The organism is Mycoplasmoides pneumoniae FH (assembly GCF_001272835.1).
In the GTDB taxonomy this organism is placed as follows: Bacteria; Bacillota_I; Bacilli_A; order Mycoplasmatales; family Mycoplasmoidaceae; genus Mycoplasmoides; species Mycoplasmoides pneumoniae.
In genome coordinates this window covers 64,652-77,569 of record NZ_CP010546.1, presented here as the reverse complement: position 1 = coordinate 77,569, position 12,918 = coordinate 64,652, and the positions used below count along the sequence as shown (strand labels likewise).

The window sequence follows — 12,918 nt, the reverse complement described above, 5'->3', positions numbered from 1 at the left end:
CAGCTTAAGGAATTTGCGAAATCGGAATTGCAAATAATCAGCCTAAAAGTGCAATTAAAAGAATAAAGGACACTAAAACAGCAAACAGGTAAGGGTGTTTTTTTACCTTTGCTTTAATCTTATCTCAAAGATTGGTATCCCCTGCTTCCTTTACTTTTTTAATTTTGGTTTTCTTGAGTTCTGGGGTAGTGCTGGTTACCACAGGATTCTTTGGTGGTACTGGTGGTGTTTTCTTTTTAAAAAATGGTGCTTTAGGAGCTTTTATTGGAAATTTTTGATTAAACATTGCAGCGAGTCACGTTCACTTAGTTGTTCTCAAGGGGCTGTTTGGTGACCAAAGTGACCGTAAACAGCATACCTAAAGTACTCAACTTGATCAAGGAGTTTTAACTTTGCAATAATTTTAGCAACAGATCAATTGAAATATTGACTTATAACTTGGTTTATTAATTGTTCACTAAATTCCTTATTAATGTTAAAGCATTTGACCTGAATTGATTGTGGTAATGGTTGGGAAAAGACCCAGCTAATACTCACTTCACACTCTTCCGCTCAACCCAAACTAACAATGTGTTTAGCAATAAAGCGCGCAAAGTAAGCTCCAGTGCGGTCGACCTTGGTAGGGTCTTTACCACTAAAACTCCCCCCACCATGATTAGCGTACGGACCATAGGTGTCCACAATAATCTTGCGTCCGGTTAACCCCGTATCGGCCATCGGGCCCCCAACGACAAACGAACCCCCGGGATTGACTAGGTGTTTGATTTTAGGATCATTTAAACCGTACTCCGTTAATACGGGGAGGATCACTTGGTTGATAATTGTTTGGCGCAGTTGGTCTAAACTTACGTCCTGAGTATGTTGTACCGACATTAAAACTGATTCACATTGAACTTTGTTACCAGTATAGTTGAGCACTACCTGACTCTTCATGTCGTGTTTAATGAAGGGGTATTGGTCAATGATACGAGCAGCGCGTTGCACCAGCGCTTGCGCTACGATACTCCCTAAGGGCATTAATTGCTCGGTTTCACTACAAGCATAACCAACGGTAATGCCCTGGTCGCCCGCGCCTATTTCGTCATTACTTTGCACAGCTTGGTTAATTTCACTGGACTGGGAGTTAATACAACTCAAAAAGCTAAAGTCATTTTCGGTGTAACCCAACCGATTTAATACCTTTCAACCGGTTTGGACCACATCAACATAACCAGTGGTAAGGATTTCCCCGCCCACCATAATCAGATTTTTGGAAGCAAAGACCTCACAAGCAACGTGACTGGTCGGACTTTGCTTAATGCATTCATCTAAGATACTGTCCGCAATCTGGTCACAGATCTTATCGGGGTGACCACGACCAACTGCTTCTGCTACATATCTACCCCATCGGGGATGTTTAATTGTTTTTGCCATTAATTAAAAGATTAGCATAAAAACCAATCATCGCCCCGTTATCGCTCGTGTACTTGAGCGGCGCAATTAAGTAAGGCAGCTGTAACTGTGTTACCTGTTCTCTTAAGTATTTATTAGCACTTACCCCACCACCTAACAGCAACATTTGCGGTTGGTGTTGCTGAATGGCATCCTTGACATGATTGATGTAGTGATCAATAATGGTGGCCTGGAAGTTAGAAGCAAACTCATTCCAATCGTGGGTTTGGGGATTAAAGCCTTTCCTTTCCCTTAACTGTTTAATCTTGGTAAAACACTGTGACTTCAACCCCGAGTAGGAAAATTTCGTTCACTTCGTGGAAGGACGAAAGAAATAATGTGACTTAACTAACTCCGGTTGAAACAAACTATCTAACTGGGGTCCAGCTGGATAAGGAAAACCCATAGCGCGGCCCACCTTATCATAAACTTCGCCAATCGCATCATCGCTAGTCTCAGCAATTAACTCCAAGTCAAACAAGGACTTAATTAGGTAAATGGCAGTGTGCCCCCCGGACACCACTAAGCCTAAAGCGGGGAGTTTTAACTGATTAATATCTTGGTCAATTAAGGCCGAGAAGATGTGGGCATAAAGGTGGTTGATGGGCAATAAGGGTTTGTCCAATAAGAAGCTTAAACTGCGCGCAAAGGTAGCTCCCACATGCAGACAACCGGGTAATCCCGGATTAGCGGCATAAGCAATGTGAGTAATTTGTTCTAAAACAACCCCTGATTGTTGCAGTGCTTTAAGCAAGTTTTGTTCGTGACTCCTAGCTGCAACTTCGGGCACTACGCCACCAGTTTGGGCGTGTAATTTGGCGGATGATAAAACAATGTGTGCTTGTACCTTACTCTCAGTGATTACCCCTATGCTAGTGTCATCACAAGTGGTTTCAATTCCCAAGATACACAAAGGTTGTTCCATTATCAAAAGCGTTGCTTAAAGTCAAGCCACGATAATGTTAAATTACTCCTTTGTAATGGGGTAATTGGTTTCTCGATTAAGTTAGCCCAATTAATATTGTCGGCTTTTTTGATCTTGTAAGTCTTTTTAATTGTGTCTACTAACTTCTTAGCTTTGTCATCTAAACTGTCCGCTTTCAACAAACTTTTGAGAGTAGCAGTGTAGAAATCATCTTGTTCCGTTTCTTCCTTTTCTGCTGATTCAGATTGTTGTTCTGATTGACTTTGTTGTTTGACAACTCGCTTAGTATCAGCTTGTTTGTTTTCCTTAAACACAATCCCAGTGGTTTCATCAGAAATATTCTTTAAAGGCGAAACATAGTTAACGTAACTAAAATTCTGCATTGCACCATAAGTGTAATAGTCCTCATCACTGGTACCTTTCTCTTCATCAGTTTTTAATAATTCTTCTGCTGTTTGATCAGCGCCTTCTAAGGCCAACTGGTAAATTAACTGGTGTGCAGCATCTCTAAAGTGAGTTTGTTGCTGGTTAATAATGAGAAAGTCTAGGGCCACAGGCGAGTGTTTCGGTTGCACAATGTGGAAGTTATCGCCGTTGGGCAAGTTATTCTCATTAATTTCATCGCGGAGATCACCGCCCAAAGCGGCATATACGGCATCACCATTGTAAACAATGCCACCTTGTCTTCTGCCATTAGCTAATTCATTAATAATAATGTTGGAGTCCGAATTGACAAAGAGCGTGTTGAGGTTATCACGTTTTAGACCTAAATTTGCAAAACTTTCGTAAACGTTGCCAAAGTAGTTTAAGGTGCTACCTGTAGGATTAACATCTACCGTGGTATTCTTAACCTCATGGTGCACGACGTTCGCTAAGGAAAAGATTGTTCTAGCATCATCAATTAAGGCTAAACGGTTGTTGTTAAAGCGGTCTTTGTGATTAACAATAGCTTTAATAATCGTTGATCAAGTAACATCTTGACCTTCAAGTTCTTGAATCTTTTCGCCCCGGTAAACAAACACGAGGTCTTGTAAAAAGTAGGGCACACCCCAGTTTAAAAGTTCACCACTAATGTCGCCTATTTCTTTGGTAAATAATTCTTTGGCATCCTCTTTGTTTTGAATGGTGGCTTGGTTACTACCATTTTGGGTTTTCTTTAAATTGAATTTAGCTCAATCAATTGGTAGTAAGTGGCCTTGTTGCTGCAGTTCACTCACAGCATAACTCGAGGCCACTGCTACCGTATAGGTATTGTTAGCAAATCCGTTAATTAACTTTTCGTTAGTAGGATAAGTAAGAAAGGTCATTGGTTGCTTGGCTTCTGCCCTTTCTAAAAGTAAGGGCGACACATACGACTCAAAGTTAGCAAACACAAACTGGTTGGAACTACAAGCAGTTAACCCAACTGACATGGTTAGTCCCATTAGACTAAACCAATACTTTAACTGTTTTTTCATTGTTTAACACGGAGCATTTCTTTATGTTTAAAGCGTAGGTACTTGTGCAGTGTTACTAGCAAGACAGCTAGAATGCTGACCAAGATTAAAATGGCACCAAAGGCAATAGCTCAGGCCTTAATCCCCTTTCTAAAGGAATAGAGCTCACTGGCGACTGTTTTAACTGAACCTTGAACTAAGGAAGTAATCACATAGTCATCAAAGCTCGTGGCAAACACTACTAGAATGGCTGACAAGATACTCGGTAGTAAGTAAGGTAAGGTAATGTGAAAGAAGGTAGCAATGGGTGAGTAACCCAAATCCTGACTCGCTAGGATTAAGTTACGGTTTAACTTTTGCATCTTTGGGTAAATTAACACCAAGGCATAAGGCACCGAAAAGGAGATGTGGGAACTAATAATAGTAAAGAAACCTAACTGTTGGTTAAAGCTCAACCAGGTGTTGGCAAATAACAACACTAGCGATATCCCGGTAATAATATCGGGAGTTGCTAGAGAAAAGTTAGCAATCCCAAAGACTGTTTTATTGAGCCATTGCCTGGATCGCAATAAAGCAAAGGCAGTCATGATGGCAATCGGGATCGAGACAATGACCGTAATTAAGCCAATAATGACAGAGTTGAGTAAAGGGATGGCAAAGTCCGCTTCCCCTAATCTTAGATATGCTGACTTGGCATCCGGGTTAGGGTTTAAAACATTACCAAAGTCTAAGACAATGTTACCCCTAGTCGAAGAACCGTTAAAACTAACTAAGACAACTATTATTAAAGGGAGGTAGATGAGAACAAGGACAATGACAAAGAAACTTCCCCGTAGTCATAACTTACAGCTTTTCATCTTAAACATTAACCCTCCTGTATTCCAAACACTTAGTCTGGATTAAGCGCACTATTCTTGGAGCAAAGATCACCACAAAGTAAAAGGCAAAGGTAATTAAAGCCGCAATAATAATGGCACCAGAAGCACGGCCGCGCTCAATCGCACTGTCATAACCATTGTTACCTAAAGTAAAGACATAGTTACCTAAGGTGTTATTTTGATTCGAGTTGTCCAAGAACTGGGCAATCGCTACCGAGGTTAAAGACGGAAAGAAAGTTAACGCAATCCCTGACAGAATGGCAGTTTTAGAAAAGGGAATAACTACCTTAATAAAACTCGTAATCCAGTTGTAACCCAAATCTTGACTAGCTAAGATTAAGTTTTTCGGTAAGATACAAAAGTTGTTGTAAAGTGGTAAAAACATGAAGGGGGTGAACAGGTAGATCATCCCAATCAAGGTATAACCACTACCAAAGGTGAGGTTATTATCACCCACCCGGTTCAACGCTAACCCCAAAACTAAGTCCAACAGTGTTTTTAACCCAATTAACTTAATGAGAAAACTACTCCATATGGGAGCAGTAGCTAAGGCAATCACAAAACTGCGGAATACCTTGTTTTTACTTTGTGATAAAAAGTAACAAAAGGGAAAGGCAACCAGTAAGGCTACTAGTACTGTCACAGTCGCCGTTCACAGACTAGTTCAAAAACTCTGAAAGAAAGAATAACCACCAACTAAGGGTTGGTACTTTTCCGTTATACTTGCACCGTTTTCATTTTGGAGTCCACTAACAATAATCCATGCCATTGGTACTACAAAGAAGATGACCATTAAAACAAAGAATGGTACAGCTAAGAGGTATTTTTTCGATAGTTTCATCCTATACCTCCATTAGGTGAACATCAATCGGATCAAAGGTGACCCCAAAGGTTTTGTCAACCTCAATGTCGTTGACACTCTCTAGATCTACTATGGTGTCATCAACTAACTTAGTAGTAATCTTTCAGAGTAATCCTTTGTAGGTTTTATCAATTACCCGAACATTAAAGAAGCCTTTGTTTTTGGGCACAATGTCAAAGTCTTCGGGACGAATTAGGATTTTGTATTCCTTACCAACCACATAGTTATTGTCCACATCAGTTTTAATCACTTCACCGCTGTGCAGTTTAATCTTAAGGTCACCTAGGTAAGTACCCTTAAAGATATTGGCTTGACCAATGAAGTTAGCAATCCACTCGGTTTTGGGTGAATCGTAAATATCAGCCGGACTACCAACTTGGAGAATGTTACCCTCATTCATTACCACAATGCGGTTGGACAAGACCAAGGCTTCTTCCTGGTCGTGAGTAACTAAGATAAAGGTTAAACCACTTTGTTGGTGAATCTTTTGCAATTCCTTTTGCAAGTTTTTACGTACCTTAGCATCTAAAGCAGACAAGGGTTCATCCAATAAGAGAATGTCTGGTTCAATTACCAAGGAACGCGCTAAGGCTACCCGTTGCTTCATTCCCCCAGACAATTCTTCTGGGAGTTTGTCCTCGTTACCCTTTAAACCAACTAACTCAATTACAGCACACACCTTTTGGTGTTGTTCTTGTTTAGTGAGTTTGCGCGATAAGTAACGCTTTTCAAAGGCTTCTTGTTGTTGTAAAGAATAGGTTTCCCAGTATGAAGTTCAATAGTCCTTCTTGTTGTAGGCTAAGACCAACTTATCGTATTCCTTATCAATTTGTCTTTTAGCAGCATACTTTTGCTTTAAGGTTTGCAGCTTTAACTGCAACTTGTCAACTGGTTCATTTTGTTTGAACTTAGTTTTAATTAGTTGTTTTAAAGCTAACACCTCTTGTTTGAACTGCTTTAAACGCATTTCACTGTGGGTTGCCATCCAAGCATCCTTTTGGTATTTGCGCTCAGTTTGTTCAAACTTTTTATCTAACAACTTTTTCTCCGCTTCTAATTGTTGCAACTTCTGCTTTGATAAGCTTTCCCATTCCTTGGTAAGTTGCACCAAGCGTTGTTGAATGGCATCACGTCGAGCATTTTCCTTTTGTTTAAAAGTCTCTGTTTGTTGTTTAAACTGTTTTTGTTGAACGACAACCGTTTGTTTAAGTTGTTCTAACAGTTGTGGATTAGCATTACTTTTTTCTAAGCGTTCAATCCTCTTGTGCAAGCGGTGTTGCTTGTCCAGTAAGCTTTGGTGGTATTGTTCCACTAGCTTATCAATCGGATCCAGCTTTGTGTACATTGCCTTCAAGCCATAAGCAATGTTCTTGTACACAGTTAAGTGTGAAAACAAGGCATAGTCTTGGAAGACAGTAGCAAAGGGACGCTTATGAATGGGCAAGTCTTTAATGTCAAGACCATTAACTTTGATCTTGCCATAAGTAGGATCTTCAAAACCTGCTAACAACCTAAGAGTAGTTGTTTTGCCACAACCAGAAGGACCGAGAATCGTAATAAATTCGCCCTTCTTAATTTTGAGGTTAATATCACGTACTGATACAAAACCATCATCGAAAGTTTTGTTTAAACCTTCGATTTCAATTAAAAAACGTTCGTTCAATTTAACTACTTAATTTTTAAAGAAAAAACGGTATTTATTGTAGCAATTTTTGACCCCGCTTGCCCCCTAAAACTGGGATAAATTTTCTTGCAAAAAAATGATTGCAATTTTGTGAGATTTTTTGAACAGTTTTTGCAGTTAAATTTGTGCTAAAAATTTGACTGTTTTTGGACTAAATTTTGAACCAAAATAAAGACCACTTTTAAGACATAAAAAAAGAGATTTTCTTGATAAAAAGAAAGGGAATCTTTTAACAAGAAAAAAGAGAAGTTGTAGGCTAAAAGAAGGGGAATTAACAAATAAGAACAAGGTTAAGAACTTGATAAAAGAAGGAAATTATTTCAAAAATAAAAGGAGAAATTAAAACTGAAAATAAGTGGAATAAGAAGTGGAATTTTTAGAGAAAAACAAGAGAAAGAAACTTTCTTGATAAAAAGTAGAGAAATTCTTAAAAGAGAAAGTGGAAACTTTTAGATAAAAACTAAGAATTTATCAGGAAACAAAACAGAGAGTTTTGCGATAAAAATTAAGAAATTATTTAAAAGACAAAAGGCAGAAAACTTCTGAATAAAAAAGTGCATTCTTCTAATTCAAAAAAAGAGAAATTTTGGAGAAAAAAGCAAAAAGGAAATTTTTGGGTAAAAAAAGAGCTAAAAGTTTAGACAAAGAAAAAGCTATCTTTTGGCTAAAATCAGGGAATTTTTTCAATAAAAAAGGGTAAATATTAGGCGAAGTAAAGCGAATTTTTAAAGAAGAAAAAGGAAATCTTTTGGTTAAAGCAAGTAGAAACTTCTGCTAATAAGGGGGTAATGCCTAGGTAAAAAGAAAGGTAAATTTAAGAAATAAAAAATGAAATTTTTTGGTAAAAATCAAAAACTTTTAATGGAATCAGGGTGTAATTCTTGGATAAAAAACAGAGAAAATTCAAAGAGTAAAAAGAGGAATTTTTTGATAGAAATCCAATAAATTTAATCTTTGATCTAAAAAATAGCTAACTTTAAAGACTGAACTGAAAGTAAAGTACTTGAATTTTTAGCAAATCAAAACTAAATAATCTAGAGAGCTTACTTAATTGAATAGTTTAAATATATAAAGAGATTAAAATCATGTTCATGGTCTTTTTTAGTAACAAACTCGCTAATGATAATTTTGTCAAGATTTTTTTGACTTTTTTCATCTTTACCTTTTAATGATCAACTAACTAAAGTATGGAAACTAATTCATTCCGTTTGAAAAACTTCTCCCGATTTTGTATCAAAACTTTTTGAATTAAATGGTTTTTTTGAAGAGGATTTAAGATTAAGAAAAAGATCGAAATGATGCTTGCCGCCATTTTTAGCAGTTAAGCCTTCTGAAGAAGAATGATCGCCATGCCATTTAAAGATATAGATCAATTTAGCTTTAATTAAAACATCACTAAAATTTTGTATTCCATATTGAAGTACTCAACCTTTTGTTCCAATTTGAAAGGATCATTGTCTCTGGTATAAATTCCTCCTTCTTTAATATCATCAAAACCTATTTCGCCCATTTCTGCACTTTGCTTTCAAGCAATTAGTAATAAGCTAGCTGTTTCATCGGGCTTAGATTCGTAAGACTTTTTGAGAGAATTTATTAAGTTTTTTCTTCCTTCAGAGGTTTTAATTAATTTAGATACGTCAAAATCTTTGCCAGTTGTTTCTTTAATAAGATTCCTAAGATCAGACTGAATAGAAGAACAGGCACTAAATAATATAACTGAAGAAAACAAGGGAATAAAGAAATATTTAATCTTCATTAAATTAGAAAGGTAACGAAGCTACTTTTAGAACAAAATTAAAAAAGTAACTTCACCAATTCTGTTTTTTTGGAAAAAGGAGGCTTGAAAAATTGAAAAATCTTCAATTTCTTGTCTATCAATTCGTAATCTTCGAACATAAAAAAGAGAAATTTCAAAGACTAAGTTAGCTATAAAAAGAAAAACATTCCAGAAAAGAAAAAATGGAAAATTTCGATAAATTAAAGGAGGAACCTAAAGAATAAAAAGGAGAAGTTTTGATAAAAAGATATTGTGATAAACGGCGGATAAGTTTCTAAGAATAAAAACTGTAATCTTTTGGAAAGAAAAAGGAAAAGTTTTTTAGAAACAAATGAGAGTCCCTAAACAAATTTAACAGAAATTTAAAGTAACTAAGGGGATAGTTTTTAGATAAAAATCAAAGAATAAATTGAAATATTCTTCGCTAAAAAGCGGAGAAAATTTAGGGACTAAGTTGAGAATCCTTAGACAAAAATCAAAGTAATTTTCTAGAAATAAAAAGAGATTATTTCGATAAATAACGTGGAAATACCAAAGAATAAAAATCTCATTCTTAGAGAAATATTTGAGAAACACTAAAAAAGAAAGGTGTAATTTTTTAGATAAAACAAGTAAAAATTCCCAGAAATAAAATTGGAAATTTTGGATAAAATCAAGGAAATTTTGAGAAATAAAAAAGATTATTCTTAAATAAAAATATAAGGAAATAAATAAGGAATTTTTAGGTAAAAATTAGAGAGTTTATTGACGAATTTGATGCTAAAAAATTAAAAAGACTTGCAAACATAAATTTGCTAAGTGTCTATTTACTAAGCATGTGCTTGACTTATTTGATTTTCAGACAATTGATTTTCTCTATCTGTTAAAACAGAAGTTGGTTTATCACCATTTTCTAAGGCTCTTAGAAAATGGTAACGCTTTCTTCTAGAAAGCTTTCTTAGGAAAGGATAAATTTGGGTGTATTCTCATCCTTCCAATTCATCACTAGCAATCTTTTCTTCAATTCATTTCTTTCGTAGTGGAATGTTTTTGTCTAAGAAATTATGAGTACTTTTCAGCATTATTCGGAAGAATATAAATAAAGGTAAATTAATGATGCCAACAATTAAGGCAATATTAATTGCTATTCCCTGAAGTTCTGTGCTACTACTTAATTAGCATGAGTAAATGCTTGTATATTTCCTAGTAGAAAAGTTAATGCTACAAAGAAAAAGTAAGGTTCCCCAAATTAAAGAAAGCTGTTGCTATTACATTAATGGGTTTATTAATTACCTTTCAAAAACGCCTTGTTTTGTAGCAAGTTCATGCCCCAAACCAAGAAATAAAAGCGGTAAATAGAAAAACTACTATTAGTGCTAAAAATGCTAAATCTACGACACCACCAGAATTAGAAGTGTCATATTCATCCTCGTCGTCGTAGTAAAGCATATTTCTTAATAAAAAAGCAACAAGCTTTTCCTTGGGGATTGGCTTGTTGCTTTTATTCTAAGTTAAATTAAATTACTTAAATAACTTGGTGTTTTTCTAAAACTGCTTTAATAGCATTTAGTGCCTCTTCTTCATCAGTTCCTTCTGCCTTGATGGTAATGTGGTCGTTTTGCTTAATGCCTAAAGACATTAAGTTTATGATCGACTTGATGTTACCTTCAACGCCGCTTGGTGATACTAGCTTTAATTCCGATTTAAATTTATTAGCCTCACCAGCAATAATACTAGCAGGACGGGCGTGAATGCCCACAGGGTCTTTAACGACTACTTGAATCTTCTTCATATCAGCCGAGTATTATTTTAAATTTGTTTAAAGCTCCACTTAAAACCTTTGCCGTCTAAAGCGGTACTTCCGTTAATAACGCTTACCGCTTCTGTAGGGAAAGTAGGGTAATCTGCACCTTTAGCAAAAGCAGGAAGCTCAGTTGATTTTTTCTTAGTTAACTCGTCTCCTTTAATTACTCAGTCTCCGTTTTCTGAAGTCTTTTTAAAACTGTTATCATCGCTACTTTGTTTTTTAGATGACATTACTTTATTGTTCATAGTTGTCATAGTTAACAGCTTAGAATACTTAGAAATAATATCGTTTGTTTCTTTTCCGTTTTGTTGGCCACTGTCCTGACCATTACTTTGAGTTTTACCTTTACTTTCTTTCTCTTTCTTCTTAGTATCTACTTCAGAAAGATTCTTTTTTTGCTCAGTTCCACTATTATTGTCTGTCATAGATTTTTGAGCAACAGCAGTTACTGTTGTGCTTTTTTTAGTTAATAAATTGGAATATTTACCAATAATCCCATCTTTATCACTACCATTTTTATGGGTGCTTACCTCTTTTAATGCTTTCTTAGTGTTTGTATCATCAGATGATAAACGTTTTAAATTAGTCATATTTGTGGCCATAGATTTCCCTTGTGACTGAGTAGTCTTTCAAAAAACTGGATCAATTAAGAATTCATAACCAGCCTCACTAATACCTACTGAACTAGTTCCAACCGTACCAATGTTGTTATAACCAAATCCTTTATATCCATTATTATCACTGCCTTTTTGAATGGCAATCAACATGTTTTCAATGGCAACATCCAAGGCTTTAATAGAAGAGAAAGGAATAATTTTTTTATTACCTTTGATTAACTGATCTTTATCAGGTGCATCTTGGTTAATATCTAATAATTCTTGCGCACTATCAACACCAATAATAGCAGTGTGCGCTTTGCGACGTGCCACCTCGTTAACTGCTAAGTTTACTTGCGGTCCGGCAACAGGAATAATGGCACTCACACCCTTGTCTAAAAGATTATTAATGATAGTTGTTGCTCGTGGTTCAGTGCTGGAGAAAGAACCAGACTTGTGATCATCGATACTGAGGTTCGAATTATTATCGCTTCCTTGTTTAGGAGATATCCATTTAATCTTTTTAATCTTTTTGTCGTTTCCTTGCATCTGTTTAAGTTGCACTAAAACAGAGTTGCTAGCACTTGAAGAATTACTCTTGTTATCAGATGTTGTTTCAGCATCACTTAAATGGGTGTAAATCACCTCATTAAAATAAGCAATGCCCAAACGGAAACCGTTTAAAAAAGAAAGGGTTGAAGGAATAGGAACACCGACAAAACCAGAAACGGTTAAATCTTGGCTACTATTATTGGTTGCTCCATTCTTCTTTAAAAAGTAATCTTGATTTAAATTCAAATAAACTGCAGTTGCTACTCCAGTTAAGAAGGAACCATCATCACTGCGGAAGGCAACGGATGAAATGTTTAGTGGGGTTGATCTAAATTGTGGCGTTTTATTAATCACGTTATATTCCTTTTCAATTTGGCCATCGACAAAAATGAAACCAACTTTAGCAAGGTCGTTTTTATCAGCTAAATAACGACGGTCATCAGAGCTAATTGCTTGTAGTGCTTCTTGTTGGTTAAATCCAGTAGCTACAATCACATCACTACCATCGTTCTTAATGTTTTTAAAGGTAGCAATCCGATCACTTAAAGTACGTCCGGGACGTTTTCAAAGGCCGTTGCCGTCTTGTAACAGGGAACTATTTGGTGATGGTAATTCAATATGTTTTTGAGATCTAAAGTACCTTCTAATCCCTTCATAGGACATCTCAGAAAAGGATTTGTCAGCTAATGTAGCTTCATCATTGGAAACTAACAGTTGAATCGAAGATTCCCAAATTCTAGTAGCACCACAAGACACTAAAAAGACGGCCATAGTACTCACGCCACTAAAAAATAAAAGGCCTTTTTTGACCAACCCTTTTCCAAACATAAAATTACACCCTTTCTAAAAAATATGCGTAATAGTAACTTATTAGATCGTTGATTTTCAAAGTAGTTAAATAAGAGTTAAATGTTTTTTAAAAAACCACTTTTTCAGCTCTGCAAAACTTTAAACGATAAAAGCATCGGCGTGTCAAGGCATTTCTGTAACT

The 12,918-nt window shown here is 36.0% G+C and carries 12 protein-coding genes; all 12 read right to left on the bottom strand.

The window, feature by feature from the left end:
- Positions 1-4: 4 nt before the first annotated feature.
- Complete coding sequence (locus tag F539_RS00335) at positions 5-286, bottom strand: hypothetical protein (RefSeq protein WP_014574859.1); 282 nt, start codon at positions 284-286, stop codon at positions 5-7.
- A complete protein-coding gene (metK, locus tag F539_RS00330) occupies positions 262-1,413 on the bottom strand; it encodes a methionine adenosyltransferase (RefSeq protein WP_010874417.1) in 1,152 nt (383 codons plus the stop codon). The genes F539_RS00335 and metK overlap by 25 nt, the downstream gene beginning before the upstream one ends.
- The gene (tsaD, locus tag F539_RS00325) at positions 1,397-2,356 is read right to left on the bottom strand and encodes a tRNA (adenosine(37)-N6)-threonylcarbamoyltransferase complex transferase subunit TsaD (RefSeq protein ID WP_010874416.1); all 960 of its coding nucleotides are present in this window, start codon (positions 2,354-2,356) and stop codon (positions 1,397-1,399) included. Before tsaD ends, metK begins: the two co-directional genes overlap by 17 nt.
- Positions 2,356-3,813: a lipoprotein gene (locus F539_RS00320; protein WP_014325314.1), complete on the bottom strand. Its 1,458-nt coding sequence runs from the start codon at positions 3,811-3,813 to the stop codon at positions 2,356-2,358. The genes tsaD and F539_RS00320 overlap by 1 nt, the downstream gene beginning before the upstream one ends.
- A complete protein-coding gene (locus F539_RS00315; RefSeq protein WP_014325313.1) occupies positions 3,798-4,658 on the bottom strand; it encodes an ABC transporter permease in 861 nt (286 codons plus the stop codon). Before F539_RS00315 ends, F539_RS00320 begins: the two co-directional genes overlap by 16 nt.
- A complete protein-coding gene (locus F539_RS00310; protein WP_014574856.1) occupies positions 4,651-5,511 on the bottom strand; it encodes an ABC transporter permease in 861 nt (286 codons plus the stop codon). Before F539_RS00310 ends, F539_RS00315 begins: the two co-directional genes overlap by 8 nt.
- Before the next feature lies 1 nt (position 5,512).
- Positions 5,513-7,195, bottom strand: a complete 1,683-nt coding sequence (locus tag F539_RS00305; RefSeq protein WP_010874412.1) for an ATP-binding cassette domain-containing protein — start codon at positions 7,193-7,195, stop codon at positions 5,513-5,515.
- 1,064 nt (positions 7,196-8,259) lie between these two features.
- Positions 8,260-8,589 carry a hypothetical protein gene (locus F539_RS00300; RefSeq protein ID WP_026088305.1) on the bottom strand — a complete coding sequence of 110 codons (330 nt, stop codon included), beginning with the start codon at positions 8,587-8,589 and terminating at the stop codon, positions 8,260-8,262.
- An 11-nt stretch (positions 8,590-8,600) separates the two neighbouring features.
- Positions 8,601-8,972, bottom strand: a complete 372-nt coding sequence (locus F539_RS00295; RefSeq protein ID WP_014325312.1) for a lipoprotein — start codon at positions 8,970-8,972, stop codon at positions 8,601-8,603.
- Between the two features lie 830 nt (positions 8,973-9,802).
- Positions 9,803-10,054 (bottom strand): hypothetical protein, encoded by a 252-nt coding sequence (locus F539_RS00290; protein WP_014574853.1) that lies wholly within the window; start codon positions 10,052-10,054, stop codon positions 9,803-9,805.
- Positions 10,055-10,497: 443 nt separating this feature from the next.
- Entirely contained in the window at positions 10,498-10,764 is a 267-nt protein-coding gene (gene ptsH, locus F539_RS00285; protein WP_010874410.1) for a phosphocarrier protein HPr, read from the bottom strand.
- 17 nt (positions 10,765-10,781) lie between these two features.
- Positions 10,782-12,755: a BMP family ABC transporter substrate-binding protein gene (locus F539_RS00280; protein WP_014325311.1), complete on the bottom strand. Its 1,974-nt coding sequence runs from the start codon at positions 12,753-12,755 to the stop codon at positions 10,782-10,784.
- Positions 12,756-12,918 lie beyond the last annotated feature (163 nt).